Here is a 26,572-nt window from a genome sequence, read left to right on the forward strand (position 1 = left end):
TTCTCAAGTGGACCCCGCGCATGCGGGGATGATCCTAACGGATTTCGCCATCATTCTACGTTCAGCCAGTGGACCCCGCGCATGCGGGGATGATCCCCAATCCTTCATTCAACGCCAGCAGAGACAGTTGTGGACCCCGCGCATGCGGGGATGATCCCTAAAGAAGCTAGGACTTAACAAAAATCAAATAGTGGACCCCGCGCATGCGGGGATGATCCCAACGTCCATAAGCGGGGCACCGCCCTGGTGGCGTGGACCCCGCGCATGCGGGGATGATCCTCTGGCGCTGGCGGATATGATAGAGTGCCGGGAGTGGACCCCGCGCATGCGGGGATGATCCTGATCCCTATCCCCAAGGTGACCCCGCCTGATAGTGGACCCCGCGCATGCGGGGATGATCCCTTACGGCAGGCTGGAGCAAGACAAGCCCAGCTGTGGACCCCGCGCATGCGGGGATGAACCTTCACCACACCCCCATCCGCACCCTAAGGACATGTGGACCCCGCGTATGCGGGGATGAACCTAGTTCCGCTTGCCACCTGCTCGGTCCAGTCTGGTGGACCCCGCGTATGCGGGGATGAACCCTGGGTAATGAACGGTACAGAACCCCAGATTACGTGGACCCCGCGTATGCGGGGATGAACCTCTGTACAGACGCGGCAAAAGCATCACCAGACCGTGGACCCCGCGTATGCGGGGATGAACCCATTACGGCAGCCGATGCCAGATTAGACAAAAAGTGGACCCCGCGTATGCGGGGATGAACCCCGCGGCCAGGTCCTGCACACCGGCTCCAAAAAGTGGACCCCGCGTATGCGGGGATGAACCCGCCGGACTGCTGCTTGATGCGATGGATGAAATGTGGACCCCGCGCATGCGGGGATGAACCTGCGACACAGGAAATAGATTACACTACAAGCCCGTAGACCCCGCGCATGCGGGGATGATCCTTACGTTGGTGTATGCTTCCGGTGCGTTGTAATGTGGACCCCGCGCATGCGGGGATGATCCTATAGACAAGAAAGGGAGATACAAAGAAAACTCGTGTACCCCGCGTATGCGGGGATGAACAGCTGGTACTTTAAAGAGCAATCGGGAACTATTTTATACATTTTGGAATTGCAGGTTTAATCAATATCAGTTTATAGGGTGTGAAAAGTGATTGAGTGGTTAGGTGGCTAAGTGGTTATGAAACCAGGTTACTTCTTGAAGTCGGGTTAAAAACGCCAATCTCAGTCGGATTAAAACAACTAGGAGGCCGGGAAGGGTGTGCCTGCGGCGCACCCCTACAGCGTTGAGGTCGGATGTTGTTTGTTCGACCGATTGGAGGAGGTTGTCGTTGGACCGGAGAATGCAGGCGGCCTGTGTGGGCCACACCCTGCAATTACGTTGACCAGGCGGAGAATATCGTTGTTGTCATTAGTCCGACGGAGACGGCGTAGGGGCTTCCCGGCCTCCGTTTTTTATGTTCAAAGGCAGATGCCCGGCATCTGGCATCCTTTGGCGTAAGACGGGAGACGTTGAGCGTGAGGCGGTGCTTACAAATGCGGGCGGCCGGGCCTGCCGCCCCTACGGAAACGGAGAGGAAGGGACAAGGGGGACATCTGCATCTGTATTGTTGTTTATGGACAATGCTATTATAATATGAATGTAAAGACAATTATCAAACCTCAAAAACTGCGATTTTTGAGGTTAACCTATTTTCTGACCGCAAATTTTAGGGATTTTGAGGTGTACGATATACACCTGGCGGAAAACATCGTTGTTATTCGTGGACCCCGCGCATGCGGGGATGATCCCAGGGCCATGCCTGCCCACATGCCCATGACAAAGTGGACCCCGCGCATGCGGGGATGAACAGCTGGTACTTCAAAGAATAATCGGGAACGATTTATATACATTTTGGAATTACGGGTTTAATCAATACCAGTTTATAGGGAGTGAAAAGTGATTGAGTGGTTAGGTGGCTAAGTGGCTATGAAACCAGGTTGCTTCTTAGAGCCGGGATAAAATCGCCAATCTCAGTCGGATAAAAAACAACCAGGAGGCCGGGAAGGGTGTGCCTGCGGCGCACCCCTACGGCGTTGGGATCGGATGTTGTTTGTTCGACCGATTGGAGGAGGTTGTCGTTGACCAGGCGGAGAATATCGTTGTTATCATCAGTCCGACGGAGACGGTGTAGGGGCTTCCCGGAGGGGAGCCCTTCCCGGCCTCCGTTTTTTTGTGTTCAAAGGCAGATGCCCGGCATCTGGCATCCTTTGGCGTGAGACGGGAGACGTTGAGCGTGAGGAGGTGCTTACAAATGCGGGCGGCCGGGCCTGCCGCCCCTACGGGAACGGAGAGAAAGGGACAAGGGAGACATCTGCGTCTGTATTGTTGTTTATGGACGATGCCATTATAATATGAATGTAAAGATAGTTATCAAGCCTTAAAAATTGCAATTTTTGAGGTTAACCTATTTTCTGACCGCAAATTTTGGAGATTTTGAGGTGTACGATATACACATGGAGGAAAACATCGTTGTTATCCGTGTACCCCGCGTATGCGGGGATGAACGGCTGGTACTTCAAAGAGTAATCGGGAACTATTTATATATATTTTGGAATTGCAGGTTTAATCAATATCAGTTTATAGGGTGTGAAAAGTGATTGAATGGTTAGGTGGCTAAGTGGTTATGAAACCAGGTTACTTCTTGAAGTCGGGTTAAAATCGCCAATCTCAGTCGGATTAAAACAGCCAGGAGGCCGGGAAGGGTGTGCCTGCGGCGCACCCCTACCGCGTTGGGATCGGATGTTGTTTGTTCGACCGATTGGAGGAGGTTGTCGTTGATTAGGCGGAGAATATCGTTGTTGTCATCAGTCCGGCGGAGACGGCATTTTTCAATCGGATGGACGGGGTCCAGGGGGGGAACGGACGGCTCTGGCGGCATTTTTGTCGGTGGCAAAGGCGTGAGACTGAAAAGCGGCTGGCTGCTTTTCACCGTCCTACTGGCATATATTATGGTAGAATAATGGTATGGACGAAGTGGTATGTGAGTGTTTATCCTGAAATGGGGGCATTGATCATGAAAAAGAGTGGGAAATTTCTGACTTGGATTGTGTTGGCGGGTTTGCTGGCTTTGCCTTTGGGGATGGGGGAGGCCAGCGTGGAGAAGCATGTGGCGGACGAGGCCAATTACAAGATGAGCTACCCCATTGTGTATGTGGACCGCAATCAGGAGGCCCAGGACCGGATCAATTCGGATATCTACCAATATATAGCCGGGTTCCGGGATGATTATGCGGCCGGAAAATTCACCCGGGGGAGGTTTTCTTACCAGGTGCAGTATGAGGACGGGACGCTGCTTTCTCTCACGCTGGCGGATTTCCGGTACAGCCAGGGGGCGGCCCATGGGTACACCAATACCCGGGGGCTGACTTACAGCAAGGTGACAGGGTAGAAGCTGCCTCTTCCTTATTTTGTCCGGATCAGTACGGCGGACAAGAGCCTGATCCTGTCCCAGCCCATTTACAACAGCCGAAATGAGCCGGTGCCGCTGAGCAAGACCTTTGCCAATGATTCTTTCATGTGGGACAAGCTGAAGATCAGCGACAATTATTTCCTGGAGGGCGGAGGAAAAATCGCCCTGATCTACCGGCCCTATGAACTGGGGTGCTACGCCCTGGGGACCCTGCGGGTGGAACTGTCGCCCAAGGTCATTGCTTACTTGAACCGGAAAAACTGACGTCTGACTTTTGACAGGCCCGGAGGGGCCGGGTGTGATTTTTCTCCCGCCTTGACTTTTCTTTTCCCCCGTGCTACACTAGAAAAAACTTCAAAGAATCACCTTTTAACCTAGTCCTGTGAGACTAAGAAAGGGACTTTTATCCAGAAGCAGTTATTAGAAGCCTTCTTGTCTTAGGACGAGAAGGCTTATTTTTTCAACCTGCAGTTTATTATAGGAGGCTACAACATGACAAAGGCGGCAGTCAGCCTGTCCGGACGGGATATCCTGGATCTTTCCTCCCTGTCCGTGGAAGAGTACGATCTGATCATGCGAACGGCGGCGGAGATGAAGAAGGTCATGAAACGGGACATCAAGAAGCTCCCGTCTCTCCGGGGCAAATCCATTGTGAACCTGTTCTATGAAAACAGCACCCGTACCCGCAGCTCTTTCGAGCTGGCCGGGAAGTATCTGGGGGCGGACGTAATCAACCTGAGCACCGGCACTTCCAGTGTGAAAAAAGGGGAATGCCTGAAGGACACCATCCTGACCATGCAGTCCATGGCCTGTGATGCCATTGTCATGCGTCACCCGGTGGAAGGGGCAGCCAAGTACGCAGCGGACATTGCAGCCCCCATTGTGATCAACGCCGGGGACGGGGCCCATGCCCATCCCACCCAGGGTCTCCTGGACATGTTCACCATCCTGGAACATGGGAAACAGTTCAAGGGCCTGAAAATGGCCATTATCGGGGATATCCTTTACAGCCGGGTGGCCCGGAGCAACATTGCGGCCTGGACCAAGCTGGGAGCGGATGTCCATGTGGCCGGTCCCATGACCCTGATTCCTCACGACATCCAGGAACTGGGGGTCACGGTGCACAAACGGGTGGAAGACGCCATTGAAGGGGCGGATGTGGTGGATGTGCTGCGGATCCAGCTGGAACGCCAGGACAAGGCCATGTTCCCCACTCCCCGGGAATACGCCCGGATTTACGGGGTCAACGAAGAACGGATGAAACTGGCCAAACCGGACTGTCTGGTGATGCATCCCGGTCCCATGAACCGGGGGTTGGAAATCTCCTGGGATACGGGCTACAGTGACCAGGCTGTGATCCGGGAACAGGTGACCAACGGGGTCGCGGTGCGGATGGCCGTGTTATTCTTGACGATTATGGGAGGAAAGCCAGTTGAAAACGCTAATTAAGAACGGACGGATCGTAGATCCCAGCCAGCAGCTGGACCAGGTGATGGACCTTCTGGTGGAAGACGGGAAAATCGCGGAAGCGGCACCTCACATTGATGCAGCGGCGAACGAAGTGTTCGACGCTACGGGCCTGGTGGTGGCTCCCGGGTTCATCGACCTGCACACCCATCTCCGGGAACCGGGGCTGGAAGCCAAGGAAGATCTGGTCACCGGCACTATGGCAGCGGCTCACGGGGGCATCACCCGGGTGGCCTGCATGCCCAACACCAAACCGGTGATCGACAGCTCCATTGTGGTCAGCGGCATCCAGGAACGGGCCCAAAAGGAAGGGTACGTCCATGTGGAAGTGATCGGGGCCATTACCAAAGGGGAAAAAGGCAAGGAACTGTCTGAAATGGGGGACATGGCCCAGCACGGGGTCATGGGCTTCTCTGATGACGGCCACTATGTGTCCAGTGCCTATGTAATGAACCTGGCAGCCCAGTATGTGAGCGCTTTTGACAAGCCCCTGATCTGCCACGACATCGACGAAGAGATGAACCACGAAGGGTTCATGCACGAAGGGGCCGTTTCCGCCCGTCTGGGTGTGCCCGGCATCCCTTCCATCGCCGAAGACATCTGTGTGGCCCGGGATGCGGCCATTGCGGAATACACCGGGGCCCACATCCACATTGCCCACATTGCCAGCAAGGGGGCTGTGGACATTGTCCGGAAGGCCAAGGCCCGAGGGGTGAACATCACCTGCGAAGTGACGGTCCACCACCTGACCCTTACCGATGAAGCCTGCGCCGGTTACAATACGGCCACCCGGGTTTCTCCTCCTCTCCGGAGCCGGGATCATGTGGAAGCCATGCGGGCGGGGTTGAAGGACGGCACCATCGATGCCATCGTAACGGACCATGCTCCTCATGCGCCGGAAGAAAAAGATGTGGAATTCCGGTATGCTCCCAACGGGTTCTGCGGCCTGGAGACTTCCGTAGGGGTGATCCTGACGGAGCTGTACCATACGGGAGAATTCTCCATCAATGAAATCGTCAACAAAATGAGCACCAGCCCGGCCCGGATCATGAATCTGGACGCCGGCAGCCTGAAGGTAGGCCGGAATGCGGACATCACCATCCTGGATCTGGACCGGGAATGGACGGTGGACAGTGAAAAATTCTATACCCGGGGCAAGGTGACTCCTTTCAACGGAAAACACTGCAAAGGCATGGCAGTGGCGACCATGGTCGATGGCCGGTTTGTGATGAAAGACGGTGTAGTATGCAAAAAGTAAAAGGCAAGTTGGTATTGAAAGACGGAAGCGTCTATGAAGGAACTTTGTACAGCACCCATAAGGCAGTGGGGGAAGTGGTGTTCACCACCGGCATGTCCGGGTATCAGGAAACCCTGACGGACCCCTCTTTCTGCGGGCAGATCGTCATCTTCACCTATCCCCTGATCGGGAACTACGGCTGCAACGACCTGTTCTGCCAGAGTGACGGCTGCTGCTACAAGGGGCTGATCGTCAGCGAACTGTGTGACGAACCCTCCAGCTGGCGGGATGAAGGCACGGTGCTGGAATTCCTGGAAAAGAACGATATCCCGGTGCTGGCCGGTGTGGATACCCGGGCGCTGACCCGGCGGATCCGGTCCTACGGGACCCTTCAGGGGGTGCTGGTGCCGGCAGATACTCCGGACGACGAAGTCCAGGCTCTTTTGGCCACTCCCGAAGAACATGACCAGGTGGCCCAGGTAACCACCAAAAAGGTGTACACCATGGGACCGGACGACGCCAAATATTCCGTAGCCGTCATGGACTACGGGGTGAAGCGGCACATCCTGGAATGCCTGGTGGAAAAAGGCTGCAAACTGACCGTATTCCCGGCGGAAACTCCGGCGGAAGAGGTACTGGCCATGGATCCGGACGGGATTTTCCTGAGCAACGGCCCTGGGGATCCGGCGGATCTGACGGTGGAAATCGACAACATCAAAAAGATGATCGGCAAGAAACCCATTTTCGGCATCTGCATGGGGCATCAGGTCATGGCGCTGGCCAACGGGGCCAAGACCAAGAAAATGCTTTTCGGCCACCGGGGCATCAACCAGCCGGTCCGGGATCTGGTGGACCACAAGATCTGCATCACCTCCCAGAACCATGGGTTCATGGTGGATGAGGATTCCCTGAAGGGACTGCCGGTGGAAGTGATCAACCGGTCCCTGAACGACAACACCATCGAAGGCCTGCGCTATCTGAACCATCCCACCTTCACAGTGCAGTACCATCCGGAAGCATCCCCCGGTCCCAGCGGCAACGCTTATCTGTTCGACCGGTTTATCAAAATGATGGGAGGGCACTGATATGCCAAAAAAAGAGAATGTAAAGAAAGTCATGGTCATCGGTTCCGGCCCGATCATCATCGGTCAGGCTGCTGAATTCGACTATTCCGGCACCCAGGCCTGCCGGGCCCTGAAGGAAGAAGGGCTGGAAGTGGTGCTGGTGAACTCCAACCCGGCCACTATCATGACCGATGTGCACATTGCAGATCGGGTGTATGTGGAACCCCTGGATGTGGAATTCCTGGAAGCCATCATCGCCAAGGAACGGCCGGATTCCCTGCTGGCCACCCTGGGGGGCCAGATCGGCCTGAACCTGGCCATTGAACTGGACAAAAAAGGCATTCTGAAGAAATACAATGTGCAGCTCCTGGGCACCCAGATCTCCAGCATCATGAAGGCGGAAGACCGGGAACTGTTCAAAGAAACCATGGAGAAACTCCACCAGCCCATTCCCCAGAGCACCATTGTGGAAAGCGTGGATGCGGCCAAGGAATTTGCCAAGAAGGTGGGCTTCCCTCTGATCGTGCGGCCGGCCTACACCCTGGGGGGCACCGGGGGCGGCATTGCCCACAACATGGATCAGCTGGATGACATTACCACCAAAGGGCTCATGTACTCCCTGATCGGTCAGGCCCTGATCGAACGGTCCGTAGCCGGCTGGAAGGAAATCGAATATGAAGTGGTCCGGGACCATGAAGACAACTGCATCACCGTCTGCAACATGGAAAACATCGACCCGGTGGGGGTCCATACCGGGGACTCCATCGTGGTGGCTCCCTGCCAGACCCTGACTGACCGGGAAGTCCAGATGCTCCGGACCGCCGCCATCGACATCGTCCGGGAACTGGGGGTGGAAGGGGCCTGCAACGTGCAGTATGCCCTGAATCCGGACAGTGAAGAATACATCGTCATCGAAGTGAACCCCCGGGTAAGCCGGTCTTCTGCCCTGGCTTCCAAGGCAACAGGCTATCCCATTGCCAAAGTGGCCGCCAAGATCGCTGCCGGGTATACCCTGGACGAAATCGAAAACGCGGTAACCAAGAAAACCTCCGCCTGCTTCGAACCCACCCTGGACTACTGTGTCATCAAGATCCCCCGCTGGCCCTTTGACAAGTTCGTCAATGCGGACCACACCCTGGGGACCCAGATGAAGGCCACCGGGGAAGTGATGGCCATCGAACGGAATATCGAAGCCGGTCTGCTGAAGGCGGTCCGCTGCCTGGAAATCGGCCTGACTCATATGGACATGCCGGAACTCCACAAGCTGACGGACCAGGAAGTCTTTGAAAAGGTCCGGAAAGTGGACGACGAACGGCTCTTTACCATCGCCGAAGCCTTCCGGAGAGGGATGACCGTGGACCAGGCCCATGCCATCACCAAGATCGACGAATTCTTCCTGCGGAAGATCCGCCACATTGTGGAACTGGAAGTGCGTTTGAAGAGCGAAGAACTGACGCCGGAACTTCTCCGGGAAGTGAAGAAACGGGGCTTTGCCGATGTGACCATCGGGAAACTGGTAGGGAAGACCGGTCTGGAAATCCGTGCCATCCGGAAGGAATGGGGCATTACCCCTGTTTACAAGATGGTGGATACCTGCGCCGCGGAATTCGACGCGGAAACTCCGTACTACTACTCCACCTACGGGGTGGAAGACGAAGTGGAAGACACCCCCAACAAGAAGGTGCTGGTACTGGGCTCCGGTCCCATCCGGATCGGCCAGGGGGTGGAATTCGACTACTGCTCCGTCCACTCTGTATGGGCTCTGAAGGATCTGGGCTACGAAACCATCATTGTAAACAACAACCCTGAAACCGTATCCACGGACTTCGATACCGCTGACCGGCTGTATTTCGAACCCTTGACCCTGGAAGACGTGCTGAATGTGATCGACCGGGAAAAACCGGAAGGGGTCATTGTCCAGTTCGGGGGCCAGACCGCCATCAACCTGGCCGGTCCGCTCCATGACTGCGGGGTGAAGATCCTGGGGTCTTCCGTAGACAGCATCGACCGGGCAGAAGACCGGGAACGGTTCGACGAACTGCTGACCAGTGTGGGGATTCCCCGTCCGAAAGGCCACACGGTGTTTGACATCGACGGGGCTCTGCGGGCTGCCAACGATGTGGGCTACCCTGTAATGGTACGTCCTTCCTATGTATTGGGCGGCCGGGCCATGGAAATCGTCTACAACGACGACGAACTGAAATACTACATGAACAACGCCGTAAAGGCTTCCCACGAACACCCGGTGCTGGTGGACCACTACCTGATGGGTACGGAAGTGGAAGTGGATGCCATCTGCGACGGCAAGGACGTGTTGATGCCCGGGATCATGGAACACATCGAACGGGCCGGGGTCCATTCCGGGGACTCCATTGCGGTGTACCCGCCCCGGACCCTCAGCGAGCACGTAATCGAACAGATCATCGACTACACCACCAAACTGGCCCTGGGCCTGGAAGTCCATGGGATGATCAACATCCAGTACATTGTCCGGGATGACAAGCTGTATGTGATCGAAGTAAACCCCCGGTCCAGCCGGACAGTGCCTTTCCTGAGCAAGGTGACGGGCATCTCCATGGTGGATGTAGCCACCAAATGCGCCATGGGCGTATCCATCCGGGAACAGGGCCTGGAACCGGGCCTGAAGCTCTTCCCGGACTACTATGCGGTGAAAGCGCCGGTGTTCTCCTTCAACAAGATGACCGACGTGGACATCACCCTGGGGCCGGAAATGAAATCCACCGGGGAAGTCATGTGCATCGATGCCCAGTTCCCCAGAGCCCTGTACAAAGCCTGCATTGCCGCCGGCACCCACATCCCCAAGAGCGGTGCCATCCTGATCACCGTAGCGGACCAGGACAAGGAAGAAGTGGTGCCCATTGCGGAAGGGTTTGAAAACCTGGGCTATGAACTGGTGGCTACCGCCGGTACCGCCAAGTTCCTGGAAGGAAAAGGCATCCATGTGGGCCGGGTGGAAAAGGCCAGCGCCGGTACCCCCAACCTGCTGGATGACATCAAGGAAGGCCGGATCTGCATGGTGATCAATACTTTGACCCACGGTTCCGACGCTACCCGGGACGGCTTCAAGATCCGCCGGTCCACGGTGGAACACGCCATTCCCTGCCTGACCAGCCTGGATACCGCCCGGGCCCTGTACAAGGCCATGGGTGCCATGCGCCGGCGGAACGTGGTAAGCGTGGTGGCTCTCCAGGATCTGAAGACGGAGTAAGCCATGGCAGTATATATGGAAGGAACCATTGTCCGGCAGGAGAAACTTTCCGGGGACATCCGGCTCATGGAAATCCGCTGTCCGGAAGTGGCGGCAGCGGCCCAGCCGGGACAGTTTGTGACGGTACGGGTGAACAAGCTCCATCAGCCCCTGCTCCGGCGGCCCTTCGGGGTGGCCGGGGTGGACCGGGCGGCCGGGACTTTTTCCCTGATGTACCGGATCGTGGGAGAAACCACGGAACTTATGGATGCCATGGAGGCCGGGGACCCCATCAGTGTGGTGGGGCCCCTGGGCCACGGGTTCCATCTGGGGGCCAAACGGGGTCTCCTGGTGGGCGGCGGCATGGGCCTGGCCCCTCTCCACTTTTTGGCCCAGGCGGACCCGGATCACAAAATGGAAGTGATCGTAGGGGGCCGGACCAAAGCGGAAGTGTTCTGGGCGGACCTGTTCAAGGACAAAACCGCCAAACAGTATGAAACCACCGATGACGGATCCTACGGGGTGAAGGGCACGGTGAACGCGGTGCTGCCCGGGCTTCTGGCCACGGGACAGTATGACTGCGTGTACGTGTGCGGCCCCAGCCCCATGATGAAGGCTGTGGTGGAAGTGGTGGACCAGTACGGGGTGCCCTGCCAGGTATCCCTGGAAAAATACATGGGCTGCGGCCTGGGTGCCTGTCTGTCCTGCTCCTGCGAAGGAAAAGGCGGCAAGCGGATGAAGATCTGCAAGGACGGCCCGGTGTTCTGGAGCCAGGAGGTGGTGGAATGGTGAAGCCTTATGAAGATCCCCGGATGCAGGTGAACCTGGCGGGGGTGATCATGAAGACACCGGTGACCACTGCTTCCGGCACTTTCGGGTTCGGTCTGGAATTTACGGATTTTCTCAACCTGGACCATATCGGCGCCATTACCGTAAAGGGGACCACCCTGAAGCCCCGGCCCGGAAACAAGGGCCAGCGGCTGGTGGAAACCCCGGCGGGAGTGCTGAACTGTGTGGGGCTGGAAAACCCAGGAGTGGAATACTTTTTGAAGGAAACCCTGCCCCATCTCCGGCAGGTAACCAATACCCCGGTGATCGTGAACATCGACGGGGACAGTGCGGAAGACTACGGCACCCTGGCGGAATTGCTGGATGTGGACGGAGTGGACGCCATCGAGCTGAACATTTCCTGTCCCAACGTGGCCCAGGGAGGCCTGGCTTTCGGTACCGACTGCCATGCGGCAGGAGAAGTGGTGCAGGCGGCCAAGTCCCATACCCATAAGCCGGTGATCACCAAGCTGTCTCCCAATGTGACGGACATTACGGAAATTGCCCGGGCGGTGGAAGCCGCCGGCACCGACGCCATTTCCCTCATTAATACATTGGTGGGGATGAAGATCGACATCCAGAAGAAGCGGCCGGTGCTGGGAAACATCGTGGGAGGCCTTTCGGGCCCGGCGGTGCACCCGGTGGCCGTGCGCATGGTGTACCAGGTGGCCCAGGCAGTGAAGGTGCCTCTTATCGGCATGGGGGGTATCAGCTGCTGGCAGGATGCGGTGGAATTCATCCTGGCTGGGGCCACGGCAGTGGCTGTGGGCACCTGCAGCTTTACGGATCCCAGCCTGGCGGAAACCATCAGCCAGGGGATCCAGGATTATCTGGACGCCAGCGGGGCGGCTTCTCTGGAGGAACTCCGGGGACAGGCCCTGCCGGGACGGAACTGAGGAGTGGAACCCATGGATGCAAGAGACAGACTGATCACGGCCCTGGATTTCCCCACCTTTGACCGGGCCAAAGCCCTGGTGGAAGAACTGGGGGATGCAGTGACCTTTTACAAAGTGGGGATGGAACTGTTCTACGGGGCCGGTCCGGACATCATCCGGTACCTGAAGGACAAGGACAAAAAAGTGTTCCTGGATCTGAAGCTCCAGGACATCCCCAATACGGTGGCTCACAGCCTGGCCGTGCTGACCCGGCTGGGAGCGGATATCATGAACGTCCACGCGGTGGGCGGCCCCAAGATGATGGCGGAAGGCATGAAGGCGGTGAAGGAAGCGGCGGCGGAACTGGGCCGGCCTGCACCCAAACTGATTGCCGTCACCGTGCTCACCAGCATGGATGAAGCCCAGTGGAAGCCTCTGAACTATGCCAAACCCATTGGGGAAGAGGTACTGGACCTGGCGGCCCTTACCAAAGAAAGCGGCCTGGACGGGGTGGTGGCTTCGCCCCGGGAAGCGGCCGGGATCCGGGAAAAATGCGGGAAAGATTTCCTCATTGTGACCCCTGGGGTGCGGCCGGCCTGGGCTGCCACCAACGACCAGAGCCGGATTGCCACCCCGGCGGCTGCCATCGGCAACGGGTCCACCCATCTGGTGGTGGGACGGCCCATTACCCAGGCGGAAAACAAACAGGAAGCTGTACGGAAGATCCTGGAAGAAATGGAAGGAGCTTTTTAAATGAACGATACAACGGTACTGCATATGCTGGAAGAAACCAACGCGGTGATGCATGGTCATTTTCTGCTGACCAGCGGCCTCCACAGCCCCACCTATGTGGAAAAATTCAATGTGCTGCAGCAGCCCCGGTACACGGAAGCCCTGTGCAAGGAAATCGCTGCCCGGTTCGTCAACGACAACGTGGAACTGGTGGTGGGCCCCATGACCGGCGGCATCCTGCTGGCCTATGAAGTGGCCAAGAACCTGGGCACCCGGTTCTTCTTTACGGAACGGGTGAATGGGAAGATGACCTTCAAGAGAGGGTTCCACATTGAACCGGGGACCCGGGTACTGATCGTGGAAGACATCGTCACCACCGGCGGCAGTGTACGGGAAGTGCTGGACGTGGTGAAAAGCGAAGGAGGCGTACCGGTGGGCGTAGGCCTCCTGGTGGACCGGAGCGGCGGCAAAGTGGATTTCGGCGTCCGCACCGAGCCTCTGCTGCGCCTGGACGTGGAAGCCTACAAACCGGAAGACTGCCCTCTGTGCAAACAGGGTGTGCCTCTGACCCAGCGGGGACGGACGGGGAAATAAAAAAAGAGGTGTGAAAAAATTCACACCCCCGGTCACTGACCAGTGACAAAAAAGGGGCTGTCCGGAAGGACAGCCCCTTTTTCCTTATTTCTTTTCTTCCCCTTCAACTTCTGCAATGCAGTCGTTGATGTCGGCGATCAGGGCATCTACGTCGATGCCGTGGGCAGCGGCGCCCTGGCCGATGGTTTCGAAGTTGGCGGCCATGCAGCCGATGCAGCCCAGACCATACTGCATAAAAATGTTGACGATTTCAGGGTGCATCTGCACCGTTTCAATAATGCTGGAATCAGCAGTAACCTTTTCCATCTGAATCCTCCTCAATTACATTTAATGGGTATGATTTATTATACCATAGTCTGTCAAGGAACAATATGGCTAACGCAATGGCTAACGCATAACCCAGGCGCGGAATATGCACCCATCTACTTTGTCAGCAGCGGATTTTGACTGTGACATGTACGTCCTTGTACTATGTCCCAGTCAAAATCCGCTGCTTTCGCGTATCTGGGTACATCTTCCGCGCCTGGAAGGAATGGACTGGCTCATGCCATCCAGACTCGTGAATTTCGACCCATCTTCCGCGCCTGGCGGGAAATGGGGGCGGGCGGCCGGGCCTGCCGCCCCTACGGACCCGTGAGCGACCTAACCACCTGACCCTGCCCTCCGGGTGTCTTGACCGGTTTTTCATTGCTTTTTCATGGAAAACATTCTATAATGGGGAAAAGTGGTGGAAAGTGGCGAATTTTTTTGGGAAGGGTGGGATGGCCGATGCTGATGGGCGAATTTGAACATGCGCTGGACAGCAAGGGCCGTCTGTTCGTCCCGGCAAAGATGCGGGAGAACCTGGGCCCTTCCTTTGTTGTTACCAAAGGAGTGGACGGCTGTTTGGACGTGTACCCTCTGGAAGCCTGGGAAAAACTGAAGAACAGCTTTGCCCAGAAAATGATGCCCAAGCAGAAGATGCGGGATGTGTCACGGTTCATTTTCGGCGGCGCCTGTGAGGTGGAGCCGGACAAACAGGGTCGGATCCTGCTGCCTGCCAACCTGCGGACCTATGCCCAGATCGGGGAAACGGCCCTGATCGTGGGGGTGGGGAGCAAGGCGGAAATCTGGGATGCCCAGCGCTATGCGGATTACACCAAGGCCGTGGAAAGCGATGTGGCGGAACTGATCGAAGAATTGGATTTTGAATAAAAGCGGTCAACGGCCGATGGATGCCAAACGCTGAAGGAATTTGGCCTGCTTGGAAACGCAGCTGGCGCTGCTAACCCACCACCAGCCTGACGGCTGGTCCCCCGCCCTTGAAAAGGGCGGATATAAATGGGGGACAGCCATGTTCGGCTTGCCCCCCTTGAAAAGGGCGGATATAAATGGGGGACAGCCATGTCCGGCTTGCCGCCCTTGAAAAGGGCGGATATAAATGGGGGATAGCCATGTCCGGCTTGCCGCCCCCTTGAAAAGGGCGGATAGGCAGGTACGCATGGCAAGAATGAATAGATTGGGGTTTGTCATGGAATTTGTCCATAAAAGTGTATTATTGGAAGAAAGTGTCCGGTGGGTGGTCACGGATCCCAAGGGGATCTATGTGGACTGCACGCTGGGCGGGGCCGGCCATTCCCACCGGATTACGGAACTTCTGGACCCGGAGGGGATGCTGATCGGCATCGACCAGGACGAGGACGCCATTGCAGCAGCCACCGAGCGGCTGAAGGACGCCCCGTGCCAGGTAAAGATCGTCCACAACAATTTCCGGAACCTGGATGCCATCCTGGAAGACCTGGGAATCCCCCAGGTGGACGGGATCCTGTTCGACCTGGGAGTGTCCTCCTATCAGCTGGATACCCCGGAGAGGGGGTTCTCCTACATGCATGACGGGCCTCTGGACATGCGGATGGACCAGGAGGCCAGCCTGACGGCGGAACAGGTGGTGAACCGGTACAAGGAAGACGACCTGGCCGGGATCATCTACAAATACGGGGAAGAACGGTGGGCCAAACGGATCGCCCAGTTCATTGTGGCAGCCCGGAAGGATCATCCCATCCGGACCACCGGGGAACTGGTCCACATCATCAAGGCGGCCATTCCCAAGGGGGCCCGTCAGGACGGACCCCATCCGGCCAAACGGACCTTCCAGGCCATCCGGATCGAAGTGAATGACGAACTGAAGATCCTGGATGCCACCATGGAAGCGGCGGTCCATCATCTGAAACCGGGGGGCCATATCGGGGTGATCACTTTCCATTCTCTGGAAGACCGGATCATCAAACAGGCCTTCAAACGGCTCCAGCGGGGATGCATCTGCCCGCCGGAACTGCCGGTGTGCGTCTGCGGACGGAAGCCGGAACTGAAAAAATTGAAGGAATTCACTCCCAGCGAAGGGGAGCTGGCGGAAAATCCCAGAGCCAGAAGCGCCCGGCTGCGGGGGGCCGTGAAGATCTGAAACAACAAACCAACGAAGGAGAGGCAGCATGGATACCAGGAAAAACAGCCGACCCATGGAGTGGCCGTCTCAGAAATACTATACCTACGGTTCTGCAGCCGTGCAGGAAGAGGAGACTCCTGCGCCTTCCCGTCCCCGGCAGCGGCAGCAGACGTCCAAACCGAAAAAAACCGTAAAGAAGGAAAATATTGTGCTGCGTCGGGTTGCATTTTATGCCTGTTTGGTATTATCATTAATATTCGTGAATGTGGCTCTCAGTCAGCTGTTCTTCGCCCGTTCTGACGATCTGGTAAAGCTCAAGGCCGTGGAGGCCCAGTGCCTGGACGAGAACGAGACCCTGAAAATCGACGTGGAACGGCTCCGGAGCCCGGAGCGGATCACCAGCATAGCCGAAAAGAAACTGGGCATGCAGACCGCCCGGAGCAACATTTATGTAAGAGAGTAGGCAGCGGAGCTGCCTTTGATTTGGGCGGCAGCCTGCCCGAACCGGGCCCGAAAGGCCCACATAGCCATTGGCAGACAGCCTGTTTTCCAGTTGTCTGCCAATCATAAGGGGGATCAACATGGAAAGAAAACTGCAGGATGTAATCAGACAGCTGCCTGGTGCCGTGGTTGCAGGGAATGGGGCAGATCGGACTGTTTGCGATTTGACCATCGATTCCCGGACCGCCGGTCCCGGCAGCCTTTTTATATGCATCAAAGGGGTCAACACCGATGGCCACAAATACATTGCCAAGGCCGCAGCCCAGGGCGCGGTGGCGGCCCTGACGGAAGCAGACACGGAAGTGCCGGAAGGGATGACGGTGATCCGGGTCCCCAGCACCCAGGAAGCGGTGAAGACCCTGGCACCCTGGTTCTACGACTGGCCTGCCCGGAAAATGCGGATGATCGGAGTCACCGGCACCAACGGGAAGACCACCACCACCAATATCCTCCGGACCCTTCTGACCCGGACCGGCCACAAGGTGGGGCTCATCGGCACCATCAACGTGATGATCGGTGACCAGGTCCGCACCAGCCACAACACCACCCCTGATGTGGTGGATCTGCAGAAAATGCTCTATGAAATGGTGGAAAGCCACTGTGACACCTGTGTCATGGAGGTTTCTTCCCATGCCCTGGCCCTGGACCGGGTGGCAGGGATTGAATATGATACGGCGGTCTTGACCAACATCACCCAGGACCATCTGGATTTCCACAAGACCATGGAAAACTACCGGGAAGCCAAGGCCCTGCTGTTCACCCGTCTCCATGAAGGGGTAAAGCCCAACAAGACGGCGGTGTTCAACAGCGATGACCCAAGCTCTGCCCTGATCATGCCCCGGGTGAAGACAAAGATTATGACCTACGGGAAGGGGAAGGACAACGATGTGTACCCCCTGACCTTCCACGTGGCCGCCACCCATATGGAACTGAACCTCCATACGCCGGTGGGAGAAATGGACCTGAAGCTCCACATTACCGGGGAATTCAACGTGTACAATGTAATGGGGTCCATTTGCGCCGCCATTGCAGAAGGCCTGACCCGGGAGGACATTATCCGGGGATTGGACGATTTCGCCGGGGTCCCCGGCCGGTTCCAGCTGATCCATGCAGGCCAGCCCTTTACGGTGGTGGTGGATTATGCCCACACCCCGGACGGCCTGGAAAACGTGCTGAAGACCGCCCGGCAGATCACCAAAGGGAAACTGTGGGTGATCTTCGGAGCCGGGGGAGACCGGGACCGGAAGAAACGGCCCATTATGGGGCAGATTGCCCTCAATCTGGCGGACATTGTCATCGTCACCAGCGATAATCCCCGGACCGAGGACCCGGAAGCCATTATCCGGGATATTGAAGAAGGACTGAAAGAAAATCCGGAAGGAAAAGAAATCCACAAGATCACCGACCGGCGGAAAGCCATCGACTATGCCATGGCCCATGCCAAACCGGAAGATGTGGTGATGATAGCGGGAAAAGGTCACGAAAATTATCAGATCCTGAAGGACCGGACCATCCATTTTGACGACGGAGAAGTGGTACGTGACTTTTTCCAGAAGGGGAAGACCAATGCTTGATGCTGCTTTGCTGAAAAACGCCCTCCAGGTGCCCATGGCCTTTGAGGACGGAGAAGAGTTCACGGATGTTACTACGGACTCCCGGGCCATTGTGCCCGGGTGCCTGTTTGTGGCCCTGAAAGGGGAAAAATTCGACGGCCACCGGTTCGTGGCCCAGGCCCTGAAAGACGGAGCCCGGGGAGCGGTGGTCTCGGAAGTGCCGGAAGGGGTGCCGGCGGACCGGTGCATCCTGGTGCCGGATACCCTGGAAGCCTACCAGAAGATCGCCAGCCGGTACCGGCTGGACAAAAAGGGACTGACGGTGATCGCCATTACCGGCAGCAACGGCAAGACCTCCACCAAGGATTGTATTGCGGCGGTGCTGGGAGAAAAATACCGGGTGATCAAGACCCAGGCCAACTTCAACAACGAAATCGGCCTGCCCAAGACCCTGCTCACCATCCGGGAGGATACGGAAATGGCTGTGGTGGAAATGGGCATGCGGGGCCTGGGACAGATCCGGGCCATGAAGCACATTGCCGTTCCCGATGCAGCGGTGATCACCAATGTGGGGGATACCCATCTGGAACTTTTGGGATCCCTGGAAAACATCGCCAAAGCCAAAAGTGAGATCCTGGAGGATTTTACGCCCCAAAACCATGCCTTTTTGAACGGGGATGATCCCCGGGTCAGCGTCATGAAAACGGGAGCCACGGTCCACACCTACGGCATCGACAGCGACGCAGACGTAAAGGCGGTGGAGATTTCCGCCGACGGTCTGGCCACCCGGTTCGTGTACCGGAGCCGGATCACCGGGAATACCCAGGAAGTGAAGCTGCCTCTGCTGGGACGGCACAATGTGATGAACGCCCTGGCTGCGGTGGCGGTAGGGGAAGTGTACGGCGTCCCTGACGAAGCCATCGCCCGGGGCCTGGAAAACCTGAAGATGACGGGCATGCGCCAGGAAATCCTCCATTTCGGCCCGGTGACGGTGATCAACGACGCCTACAACGCCAGTCCGGCTTCCATGGAAGTGGCGCTCCAGACCCTCCGGGATGTGGTGAAGAACCAGGGGAAAGGCCGGGCCGTTGCAGTGCTGGCGGATATGCTGGAACTGGGGGCCCATTCCCAGAGCGGCCATACCCAGGTGGGGGAATGGTGCGGAAAATACGGGGTGGAAGAACTGATCTGCTACGGACCGGAAAGCCGGTACACGGCGGAAGCGGCCGAAAAAGCCGGGGTTCCCGTCCACTATGTGGAAAACAAGGAGGCAGCGGCTCCCGTACTGGCCAATCTGGTCCGGCCCGACGATGTGGTGCTGCTGAAGGGCTCCCATGGGATGGAAGTCTTTTCCCTTATTGATACGGTGTTCCGGAAGGGGGCCAAAACATGCTGAGCGGTGTGGGCATCCTGGTCACTTCCTTTGTACTGACGGCCATTTTCGGCCGGTTCCTGCTGCCGCTGCTCCACAAATGGCATTTCGGCCAGAGCATCCGGGAATGCGGGCCCAAGGAACATCTGAAGAAAAACGGTACTCCCACCATGGGAGGCCTGATGATGATCGCCGCGGCCATTGTGGCTTCTCTGGTGTGGATCCCGCTGGATTCCCGGACCATTGTGGCCCTGTGGCTGTTTGTGGGATACGGTGTCATCGGGTTCATCGATGACGGCCTGAAGATCTTCTTCAAGCGGAATCTGGGGCTTACCTCCAAACAGAAGATGGCCCTCCAGATCCTGGTGGCGGCTGTCTACCTGCTGTATCCCGGAGACGTGACCGTATACAGCACCCGGATCTGGGTACCGGTGGTGAACGCCACTGTGGACCTGGGAGCCGGGTATTACCTGTTCCTGCTGCTGCTCCTGGTGGGCACCACCAATGCGGTGAACCTGACCGACGGCCTGGACGGACTGGCTTCCAGCGTAACCATTCCGGTGATGCTGGCTTTTGCCTATATCGGCTTTGCCAGCCATCTCCTGCCGGAAGCCCTGTTTGCCCTGTCCATTGTGGGCTGCTGCCTGGGCTTTCTCATTTACAACCATCACCCGGCCAAGTGCTTCATGGGGGACACCGGTTCCCTGGCTCTGGGCGGGGCGGTGGCTGCCGTGGCCATCGGGACCCATACGGAACTGCTCCTGGTGGTGATCGGGGGTATCTACGTGCTGGAAGCCCTGTCTGTAATGCTCCAGGTGGGGTATTTCAAAATGACCCACGGGAAGCGGATCTTCCGGATGGCTCCTCTCCATCACCATTTTGAACTGGGAGGCTGGAAGGAAGTCACTGTAGTGAAGCGGTTCTTCCTGGCTAGCTGCCTGTTCTCCCTGCTGGGGGTGGGGCTGTATCTGATGAAGTAACAGGGCTGCTGATTGAACAGCAGCCCGTAGTCGGAAGTCTGGAGTCAGAAGCCTCAGGACAGAATCCGTCAGGCTGGACGGATTCTACTGAATATGTGGACCGGTAACGAAATTCTCATGATGACCATTTCGTACAAAGGTTATACATATTCAAAGAATTTGCTTTGCAAATTCATCCTGGAGCTTCCGACTTCCGACTTCTGACTTCCGACTCAATAAACGATTCACGATGAACGATAAATAGCATAAACTTGGGGGGCATCATCATGGATGACAAAAAGAAAATCTTTGTGTACGGGGCCGGAATCAGCGGCCAGGGCGTTGCAGAAGTCCTGGCCCAGAAGGGCTCTGCCGTAATCTTATACAACGATGACAAAAAGGACCTGGATCCGGCCTGGCTGAAGGCTTTTGAAGCCCGGGGCGGGGAATATGTCCAGGAGACGGACCCGGAACCCTATCTGGAACAGTGCCATCTGTTCATTATCTCTCCCGGGATCCCCTTTACTACGGAAACGGTGAAGAAGGCCCGGGACCTGAAAATGGAAATCATCGCCGAAGCGGAAGAAGCCAGCCGGCTGTACAAAGGCCACTGGTGCGCCGTAACCGGCAGCAACGGGAAGACCACCACCACCACCCTTTTGGGAGAAATGCTGGCCACCCTGCCGGTGAAGACCACCGTAGCCGGGAACATCGGCTTTGCCCTCAGCAAGGAACTCCAGGACCTGGACGCAGATTCCTGGGTGGCGGCGGAACTGTCCAGCTTCCAGCTGGAAGGGACCACCAGCCTGGCCCCCGATGTGGCCTGCATTGTGAACATCACTCCGGACCATTTTGAACGGCACGGGGACATGGCCGGCTATGTGGCCGCCAAATCCAAGATCTTCGCCTTCCAGACTCCGGATCAGATCCTGATCCTCAACGCTGACGACCCGGTTTCCAGCAAACTGGGGGACAAGGCCAGAAGCCGGGTGGTCTGGTTCAGCACCCAGAAGGTACTGCCGGAAGGGGGCTTCATCGAAGACGGCTGGTTCACCCTGGCCCTGGACGGGAAGAAGGAAAAGATCTGCCAGGTGTCCGATCTCCAGATTTTCGGGGCCCACAACGAACAGGACGTGCTGGCGGCCTGCCTGTCCGCCCATTTCGCCGGAGTCACTCCGGAAAACATGGCCCGGGTGCTGAAAGCCTTCCGGGGTGTGGAACATCGGCTGGAATATGTGACCACCATCAACGGGGTGAAATACTACAACGATTCCAAGGCCACCAACACCGATTCCGCCATCAAGGCCCTGGAAGCTTTCAAAGACGGCCATGTGATCCTGCTGGCAGGAGGCCACGACAAAATGACCAGCCTGGATGATCTGATGGAAGCGGTAAAGGCCAAGACCGATGCCCTGATCCTTTTGGGAGAAGCCCGGCAGCGGTTCTGTGAAGCAGCCAAAAAACACGGAGTCCAGAACATCATCATGATCGACGGCACCTTTGAAGATGCAGTGCGGAAGGCTTATGCCATAGCAAAAGCCCCTCAGGTGGTGCTCCTGTCCCCGGCCTGCTCTTCCTATGACATGTTCGCCAACTTCCCGGAACGGGGCCGGGTATTCAAGCAGATCGTCCATGATCTGGCCAAGGAGGCGGAAGCGTGAAAGTCGTACTGTCCGGCGGGGGCACCGGCGGCCACATCTATCCGGCACTGACCATTGCCGGGGCGCTGCGGCGGCTGGACCCTGACTGTGAAATCACTTTTGTGGGGACCCGGAAAGGGCTGGAAAAGGACATCATCCCCCGGTACGGATATCCCCTGGAATTCATCAAAGTGGCAGGCTTTGAACGGCATCTGGGCCTGGGCACCCTGAAAAGCGCCGGAGAACTGCTCCTGGGGCTGAAGGAAGCCTACACCCTGCTGAACCGGATCGATCCGGACCTGGTGATCGGCACCGGGGGCTACGTGTGCGGCCCCATTCTGTTCTGGGCGGCCATGAAACGGGTGCCCACCTGCATCCAGGAACAGAACGCCATGCCCGGGGTCACCAACAAGATCCTGTCCCGGTTTGTGGACCGGGTGTTCCTGGGCTATAAAGAGGGAGCCAGGTATTTCGCCTCCCATGCCCAGAAAGTCTATACCGGCAACCCGGTACGCCAGGAGATCCTGGATGCCAGCCGGGAAGAAGGCCTGAAGAAGTTTGGCCTGGATCCGGACAAGACCACCTTGCTGGCCTTCGGGGGCAGCCGGGGGGCCCGGACCATCAACCAGGCCATGGTGACTGTGGAACAGCAGCTGGCCGGGAATCCCCGGATCCAGATCCTCCACGCCACCGGCACCGTAGGGTATGAAAAGCATGCGGAAGCCCTGGGAGACCAGGTGCTCCATGCCGGGAACATCCATGTGGTGCCCTATCTCCACGATATGCCCCTGGCCCTGGCAGCGGCGGATCTGGCGGTTTCCCGGGCGGGAGCCATCGGGCTGGCGGAACTGATGGTGAAGGGAATCCCCTCCATCCTGGTTCCCTATCCCTATGCCACAGCCAACCACCAGGAATACAATGCCCGGGCCCTGGCGGCCAAAGGAGCGGCCCTGGTGGTGCTGGACAAGGACCTGAACGGGGACTGGCTGCTGGGAGAAGTGGAAAAACTGCTCCAGGAACCGGAACGGCTGGAGACCATGCACCGGAGCGCCCTGCGGTGCGCCATGCCCCAGGCGGCGGATGCCATTGCGGAACAGGCACTGGCACTGGCCGAAGGGAACAAATAGGAGGAAGAGACCATTGGTTGATCTGGATAAAATCAAAAACATACATTTCATCGGCATCGGGGGAGCGGGGATGAGTGCCCTGGCCTACGTGATGATCAAACGGGGGTACCATGTGTCCGGCTCCGATGCCAAACCCGGGTACATGGCCACCAAGCTTGCCAAGGAAGGGGCCCTGGTATTCATCGGCCACGCTGCCTGTCAGATCGAACGGGCGGAAGTGGTGGTGGTGTCCACTGCCATCCATCCTGACAACCCGGAACTGGTGGAAGCCCACCGGCGCCAGGTGCCGGTGATCCACCGGAGCGACGTGCTGGCGTATCTCATGAACAAGCACAAGGGGATTGCGGTGGCCGGGGCCCACGGGAAGACCACCACCAGCTCCATGCTCAGCTGCATCACCAGCGACTGCGGCCTGGATCCCACCATTGTGGTGGGGGGCATCGTAAACAACCTGGGGTCCAATGCGGCCAACGGCAAAAGCGACTATGTGGTGGCAGAAGCCGATGAAAGCGACGGCTCCTTCCTGAAGTTCAATCCCTACATTGCGGTGGTCACCAACATCGAAGACGACCACCTGGACCATTACGGCAGCCAGGAAAACATCCAGAAGGCCTTTGCTCAGTTCGTTTCCCAGATCAAGGACGAAGGCTGCGCCGTATTGTGCTATGACAACGACCGGGTGCGGACCATCGGGGAAGCCACGGACAAAAAGGTGATCAGCTATGGCATCGATAGCCAGGATGCAGATTACCAGGCCAGGAACATCATCTACGGCACGGACGGTACCCATTTCGATGTGGTGTACCAGGGAGAGACCATCGGTCAGGGCCATCTGATCATCCCCGGCCGGCACAATGTGCTCAATTCCCTGGGGGCCATTGCCGCTGCCCGGGAACTGGGACTGCCCCTGCCGGACATCCTGGCTTCCCTGGAAAAATTCAGCGGAGCCAAGCGCCGGTTCGAAACCAAGGGGAAAGTGGACGGCGTCTGGGTGGTGGACGACTATGCCCACCATCCCACGGAAATCATGGCCACGCTGAAGGCGGCCCGGCAGACCCATCCGGAACGGCTGATCGTGGTGTTCCAGCCTCATCGGTACACCCGTACCCAGCTGCTCCTGGACGAATTCGCCGTGGCATTTAAAGATGCGGACCGGCTGATCGTCACCGACATCTATGCAGCCAGTGAGGATCCCATTCCCGGGGTCACCGGAAAAATGCTGGCGGACAAGGTACGGACCACCACCGGTCAGGAAGTGGAATACATGGCTGACCAGCCCACCATCCTGGACCATCTGGAACATGAGGCCCAGAGCGGGGACCTGATCATGACCATCGGGGCCGGGGACATCTACAAACTGGGAGAACATCTGGTACAGGCACTGGAACGGAGGAACTGACAATGGATAAAAAAGATCGTGTGGCAGTGGTCATGGGCGGACCTTCCAAAGAACGGGAAGTGTCCCTGAATACCGGGAACGCCATCCTGAATGCCCTGAAGGAAAAAGGCTATGATGCAGTGGCCATCGACCTGGATCCGGAACACATCGTGGACCAGCTGAAGGCCTCCGGCGCCAAGGTGGTGTTCAACGCCGTCCACGGGCTCTACGGGGAAGACGGCCGGCTCCAGGGCATCCTGGAAATGCTGGGGATCCCCTATACGGGCAGCGGAGTACTGGCCAGCGCCCTGGCCATGGACAAGGTGTACACCAAGCATCTGTTCCAGAACAACCATGTGCCTACCGCCAAATGCATCTTTCTGGACAAGAAGCGGGACCAGGACCCCAAGGACCGGATCCTGAAGGAAATCGGCATCCCCTGTGTGGTAAAACCGGCCACCCAGGGCTCCAGCATCGGGGTAGTGATCGTAAAGGATGAAAAGCAGCTGGATGATGCCCTGCAGGAAGCCTTCCAGTACGGGGACCGTGTGCTGTGCGAAGCCTTCTTCACCGGCAAGGAAGTGGCCGCCGGGGTGATGATGGAAGAAGACGGCCGGGCCATCCCCATGCCGCTGGTGCTCATCGAACCCCATGTGAACTTCTACGATTTCCACAACAAGTACACCAAAGGGGCCACCACCTACACCTGCCCGGCTCCCTTTGAGGAAGCAACCACCAAGCGGCTCCAGAAGATCGCCGTGGCCGCTTACGAAGCCCTGGGCTGCAGCGGTGTGGCCCGGACGGACCTGATGCTGGCGGACAACGGGGACTGCATCGCCCTGGAAGTGAACACCATCCCCGGGATGACTGCCACCAGCCTGATCCCCAAGGCCGCTGCCGCCATGGGTATTTCCTTCCCGGATCTGTGTGAAAAGATCCTGAAGACGGCCCACTGACATGAAACGGCCCAATTGGTTCCAGCCCAAGATCGGCCGGAAGCGGCCGGAAAGCCGGCAGCCAGGGCAGGAAAGGACCCGGCGGCTGAGCCGGGACAGCAGCCGGCAGGAGGGGGATGGGAGCAGCAGTTCCCGGAACCCTTCGGAAGGACACCGGGAAACCAGCACCTTCCGGCAGGAAATGCGGGCAGCCCGGCTCCGCCAGGAACAGCGGCGGAAAGAGGAGCAGGAACGGCAGAAGGAACGGGAAAAAGTCCGTCAGGAAGCCCAGGCCTATATTTACGGCCGGACGGAAGAGGCGGAACGGAAAGCCCTGGAAGACCGGGCGGTTGGACGGGAAACCTTCCGGCTCCGGCAGGAACAGAAGGCGGAAGCCCTGGAACAGAAGGAACCGGGGACCAGCCGGTTCCGGAGGCGGAAAAAGGCGGCAGCACCTGCCGGATCTGAAAAAACAGGCAAAAAAGGGACCCGGCGCCGTGGAAAACGCCGGCTGAACTGGCCCCGGGTGCTGTTGCTCCTGGGTTCCGTGGCTCTCCTGATTGCCTCCTATGTGACCCTCCACCAGCCCTGGCTGGCTTTTGGCCGGCTGGAAGTCACCGGGAACACAGTGGTGACCCTGGATGAAGTGAAGGAAATGGGGGACGCCGGTGATCCGCTGAACATCTTCAACATCAACCGGAAGAAGCTCCTTACCAGTCTCCGGAGTGACTACCGGGTGGAAAAGGCCGACCTGGCCCTGGGCTGGCCCAACATCCTCCGGGTGGTGATCACGGACCGGCAGCCGGCTCTGTATGTGGCCATGGAAGGGACCCAGTATGCCAAGCTGGATCCTACCGGCCACATTATCGGCCTGGCAGACGGAATCACCGGGGGAGACGCTCCCTTTGTGTCCGGCTGGCACATTGCCCAGGGGGAACTGGGGGATATGACGGAAGATGAAGAAATCCAGGGGATCCTGAGCTTCCTCCGGAAACTGGATCCGGAGCTGAAGGAACGGATCATGGAAATCCATGTGGACGAAAACAAGAGCCTGAAGATCTACCTGCACAACGGGATCCCGGTGATCCTGGGCACCTATGAAAATGCCCAGAGCAAGCTGAAGACCTTCAAGGCCATCTGCCAGGAACTGGAAGCCAAGAAAATCAAGGCGCAGTATATCGACCTGACCTACGAAAAACCGTATATTAAACTGTAACAAG

The 26,572-nt window shown here is 57.7% G+C and carries 22 protein-coding genes and 1 CRISPR repeat array (1 of these 23 cut by a window edge); of the genes, 21 read left to right on the top strand and 1 reads right to left on the bottom strand.

The genetic code is table 11. From position 1 onward, the window contains the following. A CRISPR array of direct repeats spans positions 1 to 1,073; the repeat unit is 28 nt; unit sequence GTGGACCCCGCGCATGCGGGGATGATCC (it extends 1,518 nt beyond the left edge of the window). Between the two features lie 2,072 nt (positions 1,074 to 3,145). The 10 genes from ACTQY5_RS10285 to pyrE all read left to right on the top strand — a co-directional run bounded on the left by ACTQY5_RS10285 (position 3,146) and on the right by pyrE (position 13,465). Then, positions 3,146 to 3,439, top strand: coding sequence for a PdaC/SigV domain-containing protein (locus tag ACTQY5_RS10285; protein WP_441369171.1), 294 nt, complete (start codon positions 3,146 to 3,148; stop codon positions 3,437 to 3,439). 90 nt (positions 3,440 to 3,529) lie between these two features. Then, on the top strand, positions 3,530 to 3,724 hold the full coding sequence (locus ACTQY5_RS10290; protein ID WP_441369172.1) for a DUF3298 domain-containing protein: 195 nt from the start codon (positions 3,530 to 3,532) through the stop codon (positions 3,722 to 3,724). 228 nt (positions 3,725 to 3,952) lie between these two features. Then, complete coding sequence (locus tag ACTQY5_RS10295) at positions 3,953 to 4,909, top strand: aspartate carbamoyltransferase catalytic subunit (RefSeq protein ID WP_075580585.1); 957 nt, start codon at positions 3,953 to 3,955, stop codon at positions 4,907 to 4,909. Next, positions 4,893 to 6,185 carry a dihydroorotase gene (locus ACTQY5_RS10300; RefSeq protein WP_154487294.1) on the top strand — a complete coding sequence of 431 codons (1,293 nt, stop codon included), beginning with the start codon at positions 4,893 to 4,895 and terminating at the stop codon, positions 6,183 to 6,185. The genes ACTQY5_RS10295 and ACTQY5_RS10300 overlap by 17 nt, the downstream gene beginning before the upstream one ends. Further along, the gene (gene carA / locus ACTQY5_RS10305; RefSeq protein ID WP_154487292.1) at positions 6,173 to 7,249 is read left to right on the top strand and encodes a glutamine-hydrolyzing carbamoyl-phosphate synthase small subunit; all 1,077 of its coding nucleotides are present in this window, start codon (positions 6,173 to 6,175) and stop codon (positions 7,247 to 7,249) included. The genes ACTQY5_RS10300 and carA overlap by 13 nt, the downstream gene beginning before the upstream one ends. Position 7,250: 1 nt before the next feature. Beyond that, the gene (carB, locus tag ACTQY5_RS10310) at positions 7,251 to 10,457 is read left to right on the top strand and encodes a carbamoyl-phosphate synthase large subunit (protein WP_022486615.1); all 3,207 of its coding nucleotides are present in this window, start codon (positions 7,251 to 7,253) and stop codon (positions 10,455 to 10,457) included. Between the two features lie 3 nt (positions 10,458 to 10,460). Further along, positions 10,461 to 11,228 carry a dihydroorotate dehydrogenase electron transfer subunit gene (locus ACTQY5_RS10315; protein WP_022486614.1) on the top strand — a complete coding sequence of 256 codons (768 nt, stop codon included), beginning with the start codon at positions 10,461 to 10,463 and terminating at the stop codon, positions 11,226 to 11,228. Then, positions 11,222 to 12,160 (top strand): dihydroorotate dehydrogenase, encoded by a 939-nt coding sequence (locus ACTQY5_RS10320; protein WP_022486613.1) that lies wholly within the window; start codon positions 11,222 to 11,224, stop codon positions 12,158 to 12,160. The genes ACTQY5_RS10315 and ACTQY5_RS10320 overlap by 7 nt, the downstream gene beginning before the upstream one ends. Before the next feature lie 12 nt (positions 12,161 to 12,172). Continuing rightward, the gene (gene pyrF, locus ACTQY5_RS10325) at positions 12,173 to 12,892 is read left to right on the top strand and encodes an orotidine-5'-phosphate decarboxylase (protein ID WP_022486612.1); all 720 of its coding nucleotides are present in this window, start codon (positions 12,173 to 12,175) and stop codon (positions 12,890 to 12,892) included. Beyond that, the gene (pyrE, locus tag ACTQY5_RS10330; RefSeq protein WP_154487286.1) at positions 12,893 to 13,465 is read left to right on the top strand and encodes an orotate phosphoribosyltransferase; all 573 of its coding nucleotides are present in this window, start codon (positions 12,893 to 12,895) and stop codon (positions 13,463 to 13,465) included. An 84-nt stretch (positions 13,466 to 13,549) separates the two neighbouring features. Here pyrE and ACTQY5_RS10335 read toward each other — a convergent pair whose 3' ends face one another. After that, on the bottom strand, positions 13,550 to 13,771 hold the full coding sequence (locus tag ACTQY5_RS10335; RefSeq protein WP_022486910.1) for a DUF1858 domain-containing protein: 222 nt from the start codon (positions 13,769 to 13,771) through the stop codon (positions 13,550 to 13,552). 468 nt (positions 13,772 to 14,239) lie between these two features. On the opposite strand from ACTQY5_RS10335, the gene mraZ reads away from it, so the two are divergent. From mraZ to ACTQY5_RS10390, 11 genes are all read left to right on the top strand, one after another. Beyond that, the gene (mraZ, locus tag ACTQY5_RS10340) at positions 14,240 to 14,659 is read left to right on the top strand and encodes a division/cell wall cluster transcriptional repressor MraZ (protein ID WP_229778381.1); all 420 of its coding nucleotides are present in this window, start codon (positions 14,240 to 14,242) and stop codon (positions 14,657 to 14,659) included. A gap of 316 nt (positions 14,660 to 14,975) precedes the next feature. Next, complete coding sequence (gene rsmH / locus ACTQY5_RS10345; protein ID WP_022486908.1) at positions 14,976 to 15,905, top strand: 16S rRNA (cytosine(1402)-N(4))-methyltransferase RsmH; 930 nt, start codon at positions 14,976 to 14,978, stop codon at positions 15,903 to 15,905. A 28-nt stretch (positions 15,906 to 15,933) separates the two neighbouring features. Continuing rightward, positions 15,934 to 16,350 carry a septum formation initiator gene (locus tag ACTQY5_RS10350; protein ID WP_022486907.1) on the top strand — a complete coding sequence of 139 codons (417 nt, stop codon included), beginning with the start codon at positions 15,934 to 15,936 and terminating at the stop codon, positions 16,348 to 16,350. A 118-nt stretch (positions 16,351 to 16,468) separates the two neighbouring features. Next, positions 16,469 to 17,962, top strand: a complete 1,494-nt coding sequence (locus ACTQY5_RS10355) for a UDP-N-acetylmuramoyl-L-alanyl-D-glutamate--2,6-diaminopimelate ligase (RefSeq protein ID WP_441369173.1) — start codon at positions 16,469 to 16,471, stop codon at positions 17,960 to 17,962. Next, entirely contained in the window at positions 17,955 to 19,337 is a 1,383-nt protein-coding gene (locus ACTQY5_RS10360) for a UDP-N-acetylmuramoyl-tripeptide--D-alanyl-D-alanine ligase (protein ID WP_288311203.1), read from the top strand. Before ACTQY5_RS10355 ends, ACTQY5_RS10360 begins: the two co-directional genes overlap by 8 nt. Next, positions 19,331 to 20,293: a phospho-N-acetylmuramoyl-pentapeptide-transferase gene (gene mraY / locus ACTQY5_RS10365; RefSeq protein WP_308664425.1), complete on the top strand. Its 963-nt coding sequence runs from the start codon at positions 19,331 to 19,333 to the stop codon at positions 20,291 to 20,293. The genes ACTQY5_RS10360 and mraY overlap by 7 nt, the downstream gene beginning before the upstream one ends. 266 nt (positions 20,294 to 20,559) lie before the next feature. Continuing rightward, complete coding sequence (murD, locus tag ACTQY5_RS10370) at positions 20,560 to 21,933, top strand: UDP-N-acetylmuramoyl-L-alanine--D-glutamate ligase (protein WP_302157333.1); 1,374 nt, start codon at positions 20,560 to 20,562, stop codon at positions 21,931 to 21,933. Beyond that, positions 21,930 to 23,039 (top strand): undecaprenyldiphospho-muramoylpentapeptide beta-N-acetylglucosaminyltransferase, encoded by a 1,110-nt coding sequence (gene murG, locus ACTQY5_RS10375; protein ID WP_022486902.1) that lies wholly within the window; start codon positions 21,930 to 21,932, stop codon positions 23,037 to 23,039. The genes murD and murG overlap by 4 nt, the downstream gene beginning before the upstream one ends. A 13-nt stretch (positions 23,040 to 23,052) precedes the next feature. After that, positions 23,053 to 24,438: a UDP-N-acetylmuramate--L-alanine ligase gene (gene murC, locus ACTQY5_RS10380; RefSeq protein ID WP_022486901.1), complete on the top strand. Its 1,386-nt coding sequence runs from the start codon at positions 23,053 to 23,055 to the stop codon at positions 24,436 to 24,438. Between the two features lie 2 nt (positions 24,439 to 24,440). Then, positions 24,441 to 25,373, top strand: coding sequence for a D-alanine--D-alanine ligase family protein (locus ACTQY5_RS10385; protein WP_441369174.1), 933 nt, complete (start codon positions 24,441 to 24,443; stop codon positions 25,371 to 25,373). A 1-nt stretch (position 25,374) separates the two neighbouring features. Then, positions 25,375 to 26,568, top strand: coding sequence for a cell division protein FtsQ/DivIB (locus tag ACTQY5_RS10390; RefSeq protein ID WP_154487276.1), 1,194 nt, complete (start codon positions 25,375 to 25,377; stop codon positions 26,566 to 26,568). Positions 26,569 to 26,572 lie beyond the last annotated feature (4 nt).

The sequence above is a fragment of the Acidaminococcus sp. HCP3S3_H5 genome (assembly GCF_052122235.1).
GTDB lineage: Bacteria > Bacillota > Negativicutes > Acidaminococcales > Acidaminococcaceae > Acidaminococcus.